The organism is Kitasatospora purpeofusca (assembly GCF_042691725.1).
GTDB classification, from domain to species: Bacteria; Actinomycetota; Actinomycetes; order Streptomycetales; family Streptomycetaceae; genus Kitasatospora; species Kitasatospora purpeofusca_B.
On record NZ_CP170483.1, the window covers coordinates 751,438 to 766,124 of the forward strand.

Annotated in this window: 13 protein-coding genes; 11 read left to right on the forward strand and 2 right to left on the reverse strand. The window is 75.7% G+C overall.

Annotated features, from left to right (window positions below):
- Positions 1-176 precede the first annotated feature (176 nt).
- A complete protein-coding gene (locus tag ACFCLZ_RS03315; RefSeq protein ID WP_380283108.1) occupies positions 177-1,823 on the forward strand; it encodes a cytochrome bc complex cytochrome b subunit in 1,647 nt (548 codons plus the stop codon).
- A gap of 72 nt (positions 1,824-1,895) precedes the next feature.
- Here the strand turns inward: ACFCLZ_RS03315 and ACFCLZ_RS03320 are convergent, their stop codons facing one another.
- Positions 1,896-2,273 (reverse strand): hypothetical protein, encoded by a 378-nt coding sequence (locus ACFCLZ_RS03320; RefSeq protein WP_380283109.1) that lies wholly within the window; start codon positions 2,271-2,273, stop codon positions 1,896-1,898.
- 392 nt (positions 2,274-2,665) lie between these two features.
- On the opposite strand from ACFCLZ_RS03320, the gene ACFCLZ_RS03325 reads away from it, so the two are divergent.
- The 9 genes from ACFCLZ_RS03325 to ACFCLZ_RS03365 all read left to right on the forward strand — a co-directional run bounded on the left by ACFCLZ_RS03325 (position 2,666) and on the right by ACFCLZ_RS03365 (position 12,085).
- Entirely contained in the window at positions 2,666-3,091 is a 426-nt protein-coding gene (locus ACFCLZ_RS03325) for a hypothetical protein (protein WP_380283110.1), read from the forward strand.
- Positions 3,088-4,167 carry a polyprenyl synthetase family protein gene (locus ACFCLZ_RS03330; RefSeq protein WP_380283111.1) on the forward strand — a complete coding sequence of 360 codons (1,080 nt, stop codon included), beginning with the start codon at positions 3,088-3,090 and terminating at the stop codon, positions 4,165-4,167. Before ACFCLZ_RS03325 ends, ACFCLZ_RS03330 begins: the two co-directional genes overlap by 4 nt.
- Before the next feature lie 145 nt (positions 4,168-4,312).
- Positions 4,313-4,984: a cupin domain-containing protein gene (locus ACFCLZ_RS03335; RefSeq protein WP_380283112.1), complete on the forward strand. Its 672-nt coding sequence runs from the start codon at positions 4,313-4,315 to the stop codon at positions 4,982-4,984.
- On the forward strand, positions 4,981-6,129 hold the full coding sequence (locus ACFCLZ_RS03340) for a hypothetical protein (RefSeq protein ID WP_380283113.1): 1,149 nt from the start codon (positions 4,981-4,983) through the stop codon (positions 6,127-6,129). Before ACFCLZ_RS03335 ends, ACFCLZ_RS03340 begins: the two co-directional genes overlap by 4 nt.
- Positions 6,126-7,298 (forward strand): hypothetical protein, encoded by a 1,173-nt coding sequence (locus ACFCLZ_RS03345; RefSeq protein ID WP_380283114.1) that lies wholly within the window; start codon positions 6,126-6,128, stop codon positions 7,296-7,298. The genes ACFCLZ_RS03340 and ACFCLZ_RS03345 overlap by 4 nt, the downstream gene beginning before the upstream one ends.
- Before the next feature lie 29 nt (positions 7,299-7,327).
- A complete protein-coding gene (locus ACFCLZ_RS03350; RefSeq protein WP_380283115.1) occupies positions 7,328-8,182 on the forward strand; it encodes a hypothetical protein in 855 nt (284 codons plus the stop codon).
- A 70-nt stretch (positions 8,183-8,252) separates the two neighbouring features.
- Positions 8,253-8,849, forward strand: a complete 597-nt coding sequence (locus ACFCLZ_RS03355; RefSeq protein ID WP_380283116.1) for a hypothetical protein — start codon at positions 8,253-8,255, stop codon at positions 8,847-8,849.
- 94 nt (positions 8,850-8,943) lie between these two features.
- Positions 8,944-10,680, forward strand: a complete 1,737-nt coding sequence (locus ACFCLZ_RS03360) for an asparagine synthetase B family protein (RefSeq protein ID WP_380283117.1) — start codon at positions 8,944-8,946, stop codon at positions 10,678-10,680.
- Positions 10,681-10,729: 49 nt separating this feature from the next.
- On the forward strand, positions 10,730-12,085 hold the full coding sequence (locus ACFCLZ_RS03365; protein ID WP_380283118.1) for an aldehyde dehydrogenase family protein: 1,356 nt from the start codon (positions 10,730-10,732) through the stop codon (positions 12,083-12,085).
- 187 nt (positions 12,086-12,272) lie between these two features.
- Here ACFCLZ_RS03365 and ACFCLZ_RS03370 read toward each other — a convergent pair whose 3' ends face one another.
- Complete coding sequence (locus tag ACFCLZ_RS03370; RefSeq protein ID WP_380283119.1) at positions 12,273-13,880, reverse strand: PQQ-binding-like beta-propeller repeat protein; 1,608 nt, start codon at positions 13,878-13,880, stop codon at positions 12,273-12,275.
- A 145-nt stretch (positions 13,881-14,025) separates the two neighbouring features.
- Here ACFCLZ_RS03370 and ACFCLZ_RS03375 point away from each other — a divergent pair, with 145 nt between their 5' ends.
- Positions 14,026-14,682: an NADPH-dependent F420 reductase gene (locus tag ACFCLZ_RS03375; RefSeq protein ID WP_380283120.1), complete on the forward strand. Its 657-nt coding sequence runs from the start codon at positions 14,026-14,028 to the stop codon at positions 14,680-14,682.
- Positions 14,683-14,687: the final 5 nt, after the last annotated feature.

Here is a 14,687-nt window from a genome sequence, read left to right on the forward strand (position 1 = left end):
ATGACAGAGTAAGCGCTCCATCACTTTGAGCAACGGGGCGGCGGGTCGCCGGATCCGCGCGCCGGCCTGCCCGGCACCCCCGCATCGAGAGGTCCGATGATCACATCACTCCATCGGCCGGCCGTTTCGCGGCCGGGCGTCCAGGACGTGCCGCGGCGGACGCCGGGGAGCCCGTCGTGAGAGCCGACCGGCAGCCGGGCCCGGGACCGGCCACCAGCACCCGCGCGGCGCCCGCCAACAAGGTCGAGGCCCTCGCCGACTGGACGGACGGACGGCTCGGCATCTACGCCCTGTCCAAGTCCAACCTGCGCAAGATCTTCCCGGACCACTGGTCCTTCATGCTGGGCGAGATCTGCCTCTACACCTTCCTCATCATCATCCTGACCGGCGTCTGGCTGACCTTCTTCTTCATCCCGTCCATGGGCGAGGTCGTCTACGACGGCAGCTACGTCCCGCTCAAGGGCATCCGGATGTCGGAGGCCTACGCCTCGACGCTGGACATCAGCTTCGAGATCCGCGGCGGCCTGCTGATCCGCCAGATCCACCACTGGGCCGCGATCGTCTTCGTGGCCGGCATGTTCGCGCACATGATGCGCGTCTTCTTCACCGGCGCGTTCCGCAAGCCCCGGGAGCTCAACTGGCTGTTCGGCGCGGGCCTGCTGTTCCTCGGCATGTTCGACGGCTTCATGGGCTACTCGCTGCCCGACGACCTGCTCTCCGGCACCGGCATCCGGTTCATGGAGGGCGCGGTCCTCGCCGTGCCGATCGTCGGGACGTACTTCGAGATGTTCATGTTCGGAGGCCAGTTCCCGGGCTCCGTGATCGTGCCGCGCCTCTTCACGGTGCACATCCTGCTGATCCCCGGCATCATGCTGGGCCTGCTGACGGCCCATCTGATCCTGGTCTTCTACCACAAGCACACCCAGTTCGCCGGGCCGGGGCGGAAGAACGAGAACGTGGTCGGCATGCCGCTGATGCCGGTCTACATGGCCAAGGCCGGCGGCTTCTTCTTCCTGGTGTTCGGCGTGATCGCGGCGATGGCCGCGATCGCCACCGTCAACCCGATCTGGTTGTACGGCCCCTACCGGCCCGACCAGGTGTCCACCGACGCCCAGCCCGACTGGTACATGGGCTTCTCCGAGGGCCTCATCCGGATCATGCCGGGCTGGGAGATCGGCCTGTGGGGCCACACGCTCGTGATGGGCGTGTTCGTGCCGCTGATGATCTTCCCGCTGATCCTGGTGGCGATCTGGTCCTACCCGTTCCTGGAGGCCTGGATCACCGGGGACAAGCGCGAGCACCACATCGCCGACCGGCCGCGCAACGCGCCGGTGCGCACCGCCTTCGGCGCCGCCTGGATCAGCCTCTACCTGATCCTGCTCGCCGCCGGCGGCAACGACCTGCTCGCCACCCACTTCCACCTGTCGATCAACGCGATCACCATCGCGGCCCGGATCGGCTTCTTCGTCGGACCGGTGATCGTCTTCGTGATCACCAAGCGCTGGTGCCTGGGCCTGCAGCGGCGCGACAAGGAGAAGGTGCTGCACGGGCGCGAGACCGGCGTCATCAAGCGGCTGCAGCACGGCGAGTTCGTCGAGGTGCACGCACCGCTGCCGCCGGAGCGGCTCTACACGCTCACCTCGCACGACCAGCCGCAGCCGGTGGTGCTGCCGCCCGAGGTGGACGAGAACGGGGTGGCCCGCAAGGTGTCGCTGTGGAAGCGCACCCGGGCCAAGCTCTCCCGCGGCTTCTACGGCGAGGGCGCCCAGATCGCCAAGCCGACCGCCGAGGAGCACCGGGAGGTCGGCAGCGGCCACCACTGACGACCCACGCGCACGGGCCCGCCGCGCACCCGAGGGTGTGCGGCGGGCCCGTGCGCGGCCGGCGGCGGGCCGTCAGGCGCGCAGCGCCGCCGGGAGGGCGGCGAGCAGCGCCGCGGCGAACGCCACGGACAGGCAGACGGCCGCCCAGCGGGCGCAGACCCGGCGGCACTCGGCGCGGTAGCGGGCGGCCAGTTCGCGGCACCGGCCCACGGCCCGGTCGACGATCTCCTCGGCGTACCGCAGCCGGTCGTCGGCGTAGGCGCTCTCCAGCGCCTCGCGGTCGTCCGCCGGGAGCCAGGGGAAGCGGTCGGCGAAGGCCCGGGCGTCCCGCGCGGCCGCCGCGACCTCCGCCTCCCAGGCGAGGTAGCCCTCCAACCTCGCGATCTCCGCCCCGGTGTCCGCCACCGGCCGGACGTTCCGCGCCTTCGGCGGACGCTGCCTGCCACCCATGACCGCTCCCTGTCCCGCGGGGGTCCCGCGCCGTCCCGTGCTGTCCCGTGCTGTCCCGTGCTGTCCCGTGTGCGTCCCGCCCCCACTCCGTGGACCGCTCAGCGACCAGGCCATCACTACCAGTGACCGAATGGCACCCGGCCGCCGACTCGCCGGGCCACCGCACCCCGGCTCCGGGAGCCGCCCGGCCGGCGGGCGGCGCACGGTCCGCGTCGCACGCCGGGGCCACGGCGGCGCGCCCCGGCACGCGCCCGCACCGAACGCCACCCCCGTGCCGCCGTGGACACGCTCCGCACACAGCCGTGTACCATCGGCGATCGAGGCGGCGCCCCGGACCGGCGCCGGACCGCCGTCCCCCGGCCCCGTCCGGGGCGCGAACCAGGAGGTCAGCCATGCCCGACGCCGGTCGGTTCAGCGAGTTGGGCGAGCAGGGCTCGCGTGCGGTGATGGAGGCGGCGGCCGTCCTGGAGCGCGAGCTGGCCGCCGGAATCTCCGACGCCAAGGCCGCGACCGAGCGACTGACCACCGAACACCGCGTCGACCAGGAGGAGTTCGACCGACTGGTGCGCCGGGTCTCGGAGAACACCCACCAGCTCATCGACGCGGTCAGCGAGCGGGTGCTCGCCACCACCACCGGTGAGGTGTCCGAGCACACCGAGCGGCTCACCGCCAACGCCCACGACGTCCTCGACCTGCTGCTGCGCCTCGGCTCGCTCGCCCCCGGCCTCGCCAACCGCGGCCTGCAGGACGCCTTCGGACCGCAGCGCGCCGCGCGGGCGGACGACGGCGCCGGGCCCGACCAGCGGCCGCAGGGGTGACGCTCCCGGGCGCGTCCCCCGCCCTCGGCGCGCCGCTCGTCGAACTCGTCCTGGCCCGCTACCGCGAGCGCACCGTCGCCGAACTCCTGCGCCACATCCCCGAGCAGAGCCCGCCCTACCTCTACGACCTGGCCGCCGACTACCCGACCCGCCCCTGCAAGGGCCTGCGCGCGGCGCTCTGCCTGGCCACCTGCGCGGCCTTCGGCGGGCGGTCCGAGCGGGCCCTCAACCCGGCCGTCACCGTGGAACTGTTCCACAACGGCTTCCTCGTCCACGACGACATCCAGGACGGCAGCGAGCTGCGCCGGGGCGCGCCCACCCTGCCCGCCCGGTACGGCGTCGAGGTCGCGCTGAACGTCGGCAACGCGACCAACCTGCTCGGCCTGCGCCGGGTGATGGCCAACCGGCGCGGACTCGGCGGGGAGCTGGCCTGGCGGCTGTTCGAGGAGACCGAGCTGATGTGCCGCCAGTCCCTGGAGGGCCAGGCGCTGGAGATCGCCTGGATCCGCGACAACGTCTGCGGGCTGACCAGCACCGACTACTACCGGATGTGCCTGAAGAAGACCTCCTGGTACACCTTCCTCTACCCGTGCCGCTCCGGCCTGCTGGTCGCCGGGGGCGCGGGCGCCGACGCGGGCCGGCTGGACCGGTTCGGCTGGTACCTGGGCGCCGCCTTCCAGATCCAGGACGACGTGCTCAACCTGACCGGGGCGGCCGAGGAGTACGGCAAGGAGATCGCCGGGGACCTCTGGGAGGGCAAGCGCACCCTCATGCTGATCCACCTGCTGGAGCGCGCCACCCCCGCCGAACGGGCCCGGGTGGTGCGCCATCTGAGCCTCACCCGGGCGCAGCGCGGCCCCGGGGCGGCGGCGGAGGTCGGCTGGCTGCTCGACCGGATGGCGGCCTACGACTGCGTGGCCGCCGCCCGGGAGGCGGCGGCCGGGCTGGTGGCGGCCGCCGGGCGGGAGGTCGCGGCGGTGCTGGCGGGGGCGCCGGAGCCGCCGGACGAGGAGGCCGCGCAGGCCCTGGCGTTCCTCGCCGCGCTGCCGGACTTCGTGGTGGCCCGCGGCCGTTGACCCCCCGTCCACGCTCCGCCCCGGGCGATGTCACCCCGGTTGCGTAGGATCCGCGACGTCGGTCCCGGACGGAGGGAACCGGCCGCGCGGTGGCCCGCGTCACCGGGGATGACGTCGCACAGGTCGAGGTGGGGTGGGGTGGCCGATGTTCGTACGGTCCGGTCTGCGGGAACTCGAACGGCTCGCCGGGCGGCTGCCGGCCGGCGCCGAGCTGTACCGGCTGCGCCCCGACGGCCGCGTCCTGCTCGCGGACCGGGACGGCGCCCGGGAGTTGGGGCCCGAATCGGCGCACGGCCCGGCCGGTGAGGAGCTGCTGCGGTTCATCGACGAGGGCCAGTTCGCCCACTACCTGGTCGGCGACGCCAAGACCTCGCCGGAGCGGCCGTCGAACGCCACCTACAAGCTCGGCATCGTCGCGCCGCGCAGCGCCTTCACGCCGCACGCGCACGGCGGCGAGCACCTGGTGCTCAGCCTCGGCCACGCCGCCTGCGGCCTGTACGACGCCGAACGGCGCCGGGTGGTGGACCTCCCGCTGACGCCGGGGCTGCTGATCCGGATACCCGAGCTGATGCCGCACTCCTTCGCCAACCGGGGCCGCGGGCCGCTCAACATCCTGGCCGCCAACACCGGGTACGGCATCGACCACGAGGACTACGCGATCACCGCGGCCGAGGCCGAGCGCCGCGCGGAGGGCGAACTCGCCGAGGCCCTGCGGGCGGTGGAGCGGGAGCAGCGGATCGGGCCGGTGGGCCGGCGGGAACGGCTGGCGGCCGGGCTGCGCCGCCTCGCGGCGGCACTGGAGGACTCCGGCCGATGATCTGCCCGAGCTGTGCGGCCCGACTGCTCGCCCGTGAACGCGCCGGGCGGGTCTGCGCACGCTGCCGCAAGCCGTTCGCGCTGGAGCCGAAGCTGGACAAGGGCCTGCACGACCTGCGCCTGCGGCGCACCGTGGAGCGGCTGGGCGACGGGGGCCGGGTCGTCCTGACGGTGGAGCAGCTGCGCTGGGCCTTCCACGACCGGCGCCCGCCCGGTCGGGTTCCCCGCAAGGACCCGCCCGCGCGGCCGAATCCGCCGAGGTTCGACCATCCGGTCGCCATCGCCGTCAACGCCGCCACGGGTGCGGCGGCGTTGGCCGGCGCCTGCTACCTGGCGACCCTGGCGATCGGCCTGCTGGTCTTCTGCCTCCCCCTGGCCGCCCTCGGCGTCATGATGCTGCGCGGAGCGGCGAGCGAGCTGGCTCGGTGGACCCGGCGGAGCGGGCTGAGGTCCGCCCACGAGCAGGCCGAACGGGCCTGGCGGGAACGGAAGGACCGCCTCCGGCAGGAGGAGGCCCGGTGGACCTCGCCGCTCAGCCACGGCAACACCTGGAGCGCCGGGGAGTTCCGCATCTCGGTCGTCGAGCGCTGGATCGCGGTCCACGGCGCGCTCCCGGAGGGCGTGGTCGCGGAGTCCGCCGTCCGGATGGCCGCGTTGGACGGCCCGCCGGCCCTCGCCGTGCTCTGCCCGGACTGGACGGTGACCGCGTTCCTGCACGCCAACGGCTTCCCCGCGCGGTACCGGGCGGTGCTCGTCGCCACGCCGGGCGAACTGCCGCGGCACCTGCCGGTGGTGGTGCTGCACGACGCCTCGCCGAACGGCTGCCTGCTGGCCGCCGAGGCCCGCGCCGCGCGGCCGGACAGCACGGTGGTGGACGCCGGGGTGTCGGCGCGCACCGTCCTGGCGGCGGGCGCGCGGGCCGTCCAGCTGTACGAGCACCAGCTGCGCGCGCCGCTGAGGGAACAGCTGCGGCGGCTTCCCGCGCTCACCGAGGGGGAGCGCGCCTGGTTCGGCCGGGGCATGTGGAGCCCGCTCGCCGCCCAACCGCCCCAGCGCGTCCTGGCGGTGGCCGAGCGGGCCGCCGACCGGGCGCTGAACCGCCATGTCGGATTCCTCACCTGGCCGGTGCCGGAGGTACCGCAATGATCTGCCCGCACTGCTCGAAGGACCTGCTCCAGCGCCAGCGCACCAGGCGCCGCTGCACGTACTGCCGCAAGGAGTTCGCGCTCGACCCGAAGATCGACGGCCCCGGCCTGCACGACGTCCGGATCCGCAAGCTGACGGCGAAGCTCTCCGACGAGGGCCGGCTGACCGTCACCAGCGGGCAGCTCAACTACGCCCTGCAGCACCGGGGGCGGCCACCGCAGAAGTTCCGCGGCAGCAAGAGCGACGCGGTCGGCCTGTTCGGCCTCGCGGTGCTGCTGACCGTGGTGGCCGTCGTGCTGAGCGCGACCGGCTTCGGTCAGTGGATCCTGCTGGCCGCGCTCGCGCTGGTCGGCTTCGGCATCCGCGCGTGGTGGCTGGCCGACGTGCCCGCGCCGGACACCCCGGTGGCGTCGCGCTGGACCGAGGACGCCTTCCGCAGCACCGTGCTGGACCGCTGGCGGAAGGTCTACGGCGCCCTGCCCGCCGGGCTGGTGGAGGACGGGCTGGTCCGGCCCGGGCCGCCGCCCGCCGACCCGGCCTTCGTCCTGCTCTGCCCGGACCGGACGGTCAGCGCCTTCCTGCACGCCAACCGCTACCACGAGCGCCACCGCGCGCTGCTCGTCACCGACCTGCGGGCCGTCCCGGCGGGCCTGCCGCTGGTGGTGCTGCACGACGCCTCGCCGTACGGCCATCTGCGGGCCGCCGAGGCCCGGGCCGGGCGGCCCGGACTGCGGGTGCTGGACGCCGGGCTCTCGGTGCGCACCGTGCTGGTCGACGAGCACAAGTACACGCTGCTGCGCGACCTCCACCACGCGCAGGACCTGCCGGCGCGGCTGGAGCGGCAGCTGCCCGAGCTGACCGGCAGCCAGCGCGCCTGGTTCGCCGACGGCTGGTGGACCCCGCTGGCCGCGCTGCCGCCGAAGCGGCTGCTGGCGCTCGCCGAGCGGGCCGCCGAGCGGATCACCGCGCCGCCGGCGCCCCGGGACCCGGCCGCCCGCCGGAGCGGGCCGGTGCGCTCCCCGGCGGCGGGGCGGCCGGAGACCCCGGTCGAGACCCGCCGGCGGGCGCTCGCCGTGGGCTTCATGAGCTGGCCCGAGTCCGGACCGGACGGCACGGCCGGGGACGGCAGCCGCCCGGGCGGCCCGGACCTCGGGAAGGGCCCCGCATGACGGCGGGGACGACGAGAGGCAGGAACCGAATGACCCCGCATCCGCTGCTGGACGGCGCGTTGACCGTCGCCGCCGCCCGGGCCGGGGCGCCCGGCGGTCTGCGGTACACCGAGCGCCAGCTCTACTACGAGCTGTGCCGGGTGCTCCAGCCGCTGCACGCCGGACCGCGCCGGATCCCGTACACACTGGCGCCGCCCGTCCGGTACGCCCGGTTCGCCGCCGCGCTCGCCGCGCGCCGCGACGGGCTGCCCGGCCTGCTGCCGCCGCCCGCGCCCCGCCCGGCCGGCCCGCGGACGACCGCCGCCGCGGCGTCCGACCTCTACGACTACGGGCTGCCCCGGCTGCTGGTCTGCCAGAGCCGCGAGATCACCGCGATGCTGCTCGCCAACGACCTGCACCTGGAGGCCGCCTGCCCGATCGTCGCGGCCGAGGACCTGCCGCTCGACGAACGGCTGGTGGCCGCGCTGGAGCGGGCCGGGGGCGCCGTCGTGCACGTGCTGCACGACGCCAGCCCCTCGGGACTCGCCCGATTCGAGGAGGTCCGGGCCGCGTACGGGCCGCAAGCGGCGAACGGCGCGGCGCCCGGCGTCCGGGTGCGCTCGATGGGCCTGGTGCCCCGGCACGCCGTCACCCTGCACCTGACCTCCGGACGCGGCCCGCGCGGCTACCGGGGCCCGCTGCCGGCCGGGCTGCGGCCCGAGGAACGGGCCTGGCTCGGCAGCGGGCGGACCATCGAACTGGCCGCCGTCGCCCCGGCCCGGCTGCTGCACACGGTGATCCGCCAGGTCCGCGGCGGCGCCGCCTCCGGACCGCGCCGCAGCCCGCTGGCCCGGCGGGTGCGCACCGCGCGCGGCAGCGGCTTCCTCAGCTGGCCGGCCGGCTGAGCCCGCCCACTCCCCGTCACCTCCCCGCCGACCCGCCCGTCCCGGCCCGATCCGTGAGGACCCCGCACCCATGAGCAATGCCCGCCACCTCGGCTACCGCGACGAACTGCTGGCGGACGGCCAAGTGCACCGCCGGTACGAGGACGGCCGCAGCGAGTGGCGCCGGCGCGGCACCGACCGGCAGATCCACTGGCACGACAGCCTCGGCCGCTCCGGCACCGACGAGCCCCTCGGCCGCGACCTGGTCAAGCGGCGGTACGCGGACGGCACCGCCGAGTACGGCCGCGACCTCGGCTACGGGCGCACCGTGTGGGGCGGCGGGCTGGTCACCCTCAACCGCAGCTCCTTCGGCGGGCGGCTCGGCGTGGTGGTCGGCGCCCTCGGCGTGGCCGGCGTCGCCGCGATCACCGCCGCGCAGCTGCCGCCGGACGAGCTGTCGGCGGCGCAGGAGGAGGAGCTGCGCGCCGAGGCCCGGCGGCAGGCCGCCGCCTCCGACACCGGCGGGGGCGGGGGCGGTGGCGGCGGCGGGGGCGGGGGCGGCGACGTGTCCCCGGACGGCGACGGCGACGACGGCCACCGCGGCGATCCCGGCGCCGACGACGGGTCCGCCGACTTCGCCGACTGGAACGACTCCGACGACGGCTGGGACGGCGACGACTTCGGCTGAGCCCCCGCCCGCCTCCGCATCCAGGCCCCGCCTCCGCATCCGGGCCCGCTCCCGCCCCGACGGGCCGCCACTCGACGAAAGGCACCGCACCACCATGCCCCGCTGCTGCGCCTGCTCCGGCCCCGACGCCGACCGGGCCCGCACCCACCTGGCCGCGCTCACCGGCAGCCCCGCGCCCGACGGCGCCCGGGCCGCCCTGCTCCCCGCCGAACCCGGCTTCGCCACCGGCCCGTTCACCGTCGACGGCACCACCGCCGTCGGCGAGGTGACCCTGCACAACCGGCCCGAGCTGCTCGCCGCCCTCGCCGCGGCCGGCTCCCCCGCACCCGCCGGCTGCCCCGACGGCGAGCTGCTGCTGCGCCTGTGGCTGCGGCTCGGCGCGGAGGGCCTGCGGCGCGCCGACGGGATGTTCGCGCTCGCCGTCGTCGACGGCGCCGACCTCGTCCTGGTGCGCGACCACACCGGTACCCGCACCCTGTTCTACGCCCGCGCCGACGGCTGCTGGGCCGCCTCCACCTCGCTGCGCGCCCTGCGGCACTGGCCCGCGCTCGGCACCGGCCTGAACCTGGCCGCCGTCCGCTCCTTCCTCACCTTCGCCTACCTGCCCGGCGAGGAGACCCTGCTGCGCGGCGTGCACGAGGCGCTGCCCGGCCGCGTCCTGCGCCTCGCCGCCGACGGCACCGCCCGGCAGGAGCCATTCTGGGAGCCCGCCGAGCGCCTGCCCGAGGGCGAGGCGCCGCCGGCCGGGACGTACGCGCGGGAGCTGCGCGGGCTGCTCGAGGAGGCCACCGCGCGACGGCTGCCGGAGGGCGGGCCGGTCGGGGTGCTGCTGTCCGGCGGCGTCGACAGCTCGCTGGTCACCGCGCTCGCCGCCAAGCTGCACGACCACCCGGTGCACACCTACTCGATCAGCTTCGGCGACCGGCTGCCCAACGAGCTGGGGTACTCCGGGCTGGTCGCCGACCACTGCGGCACCCGCCACCGGATCCTCACCGTCTCCGGCGAGGAGGTCGCCGCCCGGCTCGCCGACACCGTCGCCCTGCTCGACAGCCCGGTCGGCGACCCGCTGACCGTCCCCAACCTGATGCTCGCCGAGGCCGTCGCCGCCGACGGGATCACCGTCGCCCTCAACGGCGAGGGCGGCGACCCGGTGTACGGCGGTCCGAAGAACCTGCCGATGCTGGTCCACGAGCTGCACCGGGACGACCCGTCCCCCGAGGCGCGGGCCGAGGCCTACCTGCGGTCCTACCGCAAGTGCTACGAGGACCTGCCCCGGCTGCTCACCCCCGACGCGCTGCGCGCCCTGGCCGGCGAGCCGCAGCCGCGCCGCTTCGTCGCCCCGTACCTGGCCCCCGGCGCGATGCACGCGCTGCTCAACCAGCTGCTGCACTGCAACCTGCGGACCAAGGGCGCGCACCACATCCTCACCAAGGTCGAGCGGCTCACCGCCTCGCGCGGGGTGCAGGGCCGCTCGCCGCTGTTCGACCGGCGGGTCGTCGACCACGCCTTCGCCACCCCGCCGACCCTCAAGCTGCGCGGCACGGTGGAGAAGTGGGTGCTCAAGGAGGCCGTGCGGGACCTGCTGCCCGCGGCGGTCGTCGACCGGCCGAAGAGCGGCATGCGGGTACCGGTCCAGCAGTGGCTGCACGGGCCGCTGCGCGAGCTCTGCGGCGAGCTCCTGCTCGGGCGCACCGCCCGCGAGCGCGGGCTGGTCCGCCCGGACACCGTCCGCACCTGGATGCGCCGCGAGGGCACGCTGCTGCCGCGCCAGGGCGGCAAGCTCTGGCTGGTGCTCACCCTCGAACTCTGGCTGCGCGCCTACGACCTGTGACCCCGTCGATCGCCCCGTCCCCTGCTGCCCCGGCCCGGGAGGCCCCGTCATGGCACCGTCCACCGAATCCCCCGAAGCGCCCGAACTCCACCTGACCGACCCGCGCACCGGCCACACCCGGGGCACGCTCGTCCCGGCGCGCGCCGGGCAGGTCGCCGACACCGTCGCCCGCGCCCGGGCCGCCGCCCCGCGCTGGCGCGCCCTCACCCCGCGCGAGCGCGAGCGCCGTCTGGACGCGCTCGCCGACCTGATCGAGCGCCACCTCACCGAGTACACCGTGCTGGAGCAGGCCGGCACCGGGAAGCCCGAGGCGGAGGCCGCCGCCGAGATACGCGAGGTCGCCGACCTGTTCCGGTTCTACGCGGGCGCCGCGCGCACCGGCACCGCGCCCGCCGCCGGCCGCTACCTGCCGGGCCACGAGAGCTGGGTGCGCTGGGAGCCGGTCGGCGTGGTCGCCGCCGTCGTGCCGTGGAACTACCCGCTGCTGATGGCCGCCTGGCGCGGCGCCCCGGCGCTCGCCGCCGGGAACACGGTGGTCGTCAAGCCCGCCGAGACCACCCCCGACTCCGCGACGCTGCTGGCCGCCCACGCCGCCGAGGCGCTCGGCGAGGGCGTGCTGACCGCCCTGCCCGGCGACCGCGAGACCGGCCGGCTGCTGGTCGCCGCCGAGGTCGACCTGATCGCCTTCACCGGCAGCGCCGCCGCCGGCGCCGACATCGCCGCCCGGGCCGGCCACCGCCGGGTCAGCCTGGAACTCGGTGGCAACAGCCCCGTGCTGGTCCTGCCGGACGCCCCCGCGCACACCTGGTCCGCGCTCGCCGCCGCCTGCACCTACAACGCCGGGCAGAGCTGCGCGGCGCCCGCGCGGGTGATCACCCTCACCGGGCACTACGAGCGGACCGTCGAGGCCCTCGCCGCCGCGCTCGGCGCACGCGAGGCCGGCCGCGACTTCGGCCCGCTCAACAACCCCGACCAGGCCGCCCGCTACGACCGGATCCTCGCCGCCTCGGGCGCCGGGCGCTCACTGCCCGCCCCCGGCCGCGGCGACGGCCTCTGGCGCCCCGCCCGGCTGCTCGCCGACCTCCCGGACGACGACCCGGCGGTGGTCGAGGAGGTGTTCGGCCCGCTGCTGACCGTCCAGCACGCCCCGACCGTCGAGGCGGCACTGGCCCTCGCCAACGCCGTGCCGCAGGCGCTCGGCGCCGGCGTGTGGACCGGCGACCTGTCCGCCGCCCTCGACCTCACCGCCCGCCTGGACGCCGGCGAGACCTGGATCAACTGCCACCTCGTCCAGACCGCCGAACTCCCGCACGGCGGCCGCGGCGCCTCCGGCCAGGGCACCGACCTCTCGGTCCTGGCCCTGCACGAGTACCAGCGGCCCAAGACGGTGACGGCCCGGCTCTGAGCGTCCCGTGCCGGCACCTCGCCCGAACGGGCCCGACCGGGCCCGACCGGGCCGCGACCGCTCGCCGCGGCCCGGTCGGACCCGCTGCCGGGTCAGCGCTCGGGAGTCCACTCGCCCCAGGACGCGGGGAGCGTCCGCGACCGGTACCAGCGGCGGCCGTCCACGCCCTCGGCCGAGCTGGTCACCGTCAGGCGAAGGCCGAGGGGCGGCCGAGGGCGACCAGGTGGTGGTCCTTGGTGCCCACGTAGATGCGGCCCCGGTCGGTGGCGGGGACGGAGAACTTGCTGACGGTGCCGATCGGGAAGGACCGGCGCAGCCGGAGGGTGCCGCCGGCCGGGACGGGGTCGTAGGCGCGCAGTTCGCCGCCCTCGCCGTAGCTGCCGGTGCCGGACCAGATCACCCAGACCAGGGCGGAACCGCCGCGGGTGCCGTCGGAGGTGACCACGGGCGAGCCGGACATCTTCAGGTAGTCCTCGGCGCTGGTGCCCGCGCTGGTCAGCTGCGGGAGCCCGGCGGCGCTCACCGAGTACTTGAGGGCGCGCAGCTTGCCGTAGTTCTCGACGGTGTAGACGTAGCCGCCGTCGCCGCCCCAGACCGCCGGGTGGCCCCAGACGCCGCCGTAGGGGCCGGTGAGGCCGACGACCCTGTCGGTGCCGTTCGGGCCCTGGCCGGTGCCGCCGAGGTCGTCGCGGTCGAGCAGGAAGATCCGGCCGTCCTTGCCGACCTGGACGAGCAGCCGGGGGTGGGCGGGGGTGCCGAAGGAGGACGGCAGGGCCACCGGGCCGCCGGAGCCGAGGTCGGTGTCCCGCTGGTCGAGGGCGGCGTTGTCGGTGGGGCTGAAGAAGTCCACCGGGGCGAAGCCGCCGTCGGCCCCGACGGCGAAGCGGATCACCGACTCGCCGAGGCCGCCGGGCGGGCGGTTGCCGGGGCCGGGGGCGGGCGAGGCGCCGGCGCCCCGGCCGTTGGCGGTGGTGAGGAAGAACCGGCCGGGGCCGTCGGAGACGAGGCCGCTGCCGGACATCCACACCGAGGCCCGCTGGGTGTCGGAGCCCGCGACGGTGGAGAACAGGGTGAGCTTGCGGGTGCGGGTGTCGAGACCGGCCACCGTGCCGATGTAGTCGCCGATGCCGCAGAGCGAGCCGAAGCCGAAGAGGAGCCGGCCGTCGAGGAGCAGCAGCCCCGCGCGCTGGAGGGAGCGGTAGGCGTTGAAGGGCTTGCCGGGGGCGTTGACCGGGTCGCCCTCGACGGTGACCGGCCAGCCGCTGCGCTCGGCGCCGGTGCGGGCGTCGACGGCGTGCACGTAGTAGTGCGGGTGGTGGTCGTCGGGACCGTCGTCGACCTTGCTGGTGAGGTAGACGGTGCCGGTGGCGGGGTCGTACACGGGCGTCGAGGTGGTGCCGACGTTGGGGCCCGGGTCGGAGCAGCCGATCGCGGCCGACGCCCAGGCCGGGCCCATCTCGCGGTGCCAGACGATCCTCCCGGTGTTCGCGGCGACGCCGTACACGTGGTTGGTCTCGGTGGCGGTGACGACGAGGTCGCCGATCACCAGCGGCTGGGCGAAGACCTGGCCGTTGAGCTGGGTGGAGAAGCGGACGCCGAAGTCCGGCCGGTCGACCTCGGCGGGGCTCAGCAGCGGTTCGGCGCGGTCCCAGGCGGTGCGGTCGGTCCCGAAGGAGATGGTGGTGACGTCGGCGCGGGCGGTGCCGGCGGCGAGCGGGCCGAGCAGGGCGAGGCCGGTGAGGAGCGCGGCGGTGCGGGCCGGACGGCGCCGCAGCGGGCGGGCGGTGCGGTTCATGGCGCCATGGTTCGGCGGGCCGGACGCGGCCACCAGCGGACGTGGTCCAGTCGGCGGGCACCCGTTCGCGCCGTTCGCCGGACGGGTGGGCCGGGCTGCTCTATGGTCGGTGCGGCAGTGGTCCGAGTGACAGGGGGTACGGCGGGTGCGGTACGGAATCATCGGGACGGGCGGGGTCGCGCGGACGATCGCGGACCGGCTGGTCGGGCTCGGGCAGGAGGTGACGCTCGGGTCCCGGAGCAAGGAGAACGAGGCCGGCGCGGCGTGGGCGGAGCAGGCCGGGCCCGGCGGGCACCACGGCACCTTCGCGGACGCGGCGGAGTTCGGCGAGGTGGTGCTGAACGCCACCCCGGGAACGGTGGCGGTGGAGGCGCTGCGGGCGGCGGGGGCCGGGCACCTGGCCGGCAAGCTGCTGATCGACCTCTCCAACCCGCTGGTCTTCTCGGCGGAGGGCGAGCTGACGCTGGATCCGGTGAACACCGACAGTGTCGGTGAGCGGATCCAGCGGGAGTTCCCCGAGGCGCTGGTGGTGAAGACGCTCAACACGCTGACCGCGCCGCTGATGGTGGACCCGGCCCGGCTGGAGGGCGAGCACAACCTGTTCGTGGCCGGGAACGACGCGGACGCCAAGGCGCGGACGGTGGCGCTGCTGGGCACCTTCGGCTGGCCGGCGCAGTGGGTGATCGACCTGGGCGACATCACGGGTGCCCGGGCGATGGAGATGATGATGCCGTTCTGGATCCGGCTGATGGGGGCCTTCGGCACGGCGGAGTTCAACTACGCGTTCAAGCGCGCCCGGTAGCGCGC

Excerpts from the sequence above, each read along its gene's own strand:
- ACFCLZ_RS03320 (WP_380283109.1), bottom strand. The coding sequence starts at position 2,273 with ATGGGTGGCAGGCAGCGTCCGCCGAAGGCGCGGAACGTCCGGCCGGTG.
- ACFCLZ_RS03370 (WP_380283119.1), bottom strand. The coding sequence starts at position 13,880 with ATGAACCGCACCGCCCGCCCGCTGCGGCGCCGTCCGGCCCGCACCGCC.
- ACFCLZ_RS03355 (WP_380283116.1), top strand. The coding sequence starts at position 8,253 with ATGAGCAATGCCCGCCACCTCGGCTACCGCGACGAACTGCTGGCGGAC.
- ACFCLZ_RS03365 (WP_380283118.1), top strand. The coding sequence starts at position 10,730 with ATGGCACCGTCCACCGAATCCCCCGAAGCGCCCGAACTCCACCTGACC.
- ACFCLZ_RS03345 (WP_380283114.1), top strand. The coding sequence starts at position 6,126 with ATGATCTGCCCGCACTGCTCGAAGGACCTGCTCCAGCGCCAGCGCACC.
- ACFCLZ_RS03335 (WP_380283112.1), top strand. The coding sequence starts at position 4,313 with ATGTTCGTACGGTCCGGTCTGCGGGAACTCGAACGGCTCGCCGGGCGG.
- ACFCLZ_RS03325 (WP_380283110.1), top strand. The coding sequence starts at position 2,666 with ATGCCCGACGCCGGTCGGTTCAGCGAGTTGGGCGAGCAGGGCTCGCGT.
- ACFCLZ_RS03350 (WP_380283115.1), top strand. The coding sequence starts at position 7,328 with ATGACCCCGCATCCGCTGCTGGACGGCGCGTTGACCGTCGCCGCCGCC.
- ACFCLZ_RS03340 (WP_380283113.1), top strand. The coding sequence starts at position 4,981 with ATGATCTGCCCGAGCTGTGCGGCCCGACTGCTCGCCCGTGAACGCGCC.
- ACFCLZ_RS03360 (WP_380283117.1), top strand. The coding sequence starts at position 8,944 with ATGCCCCGCTGCTGCGCCTGCTCCGGCCCCGACGCCGACCGGGCCCGC.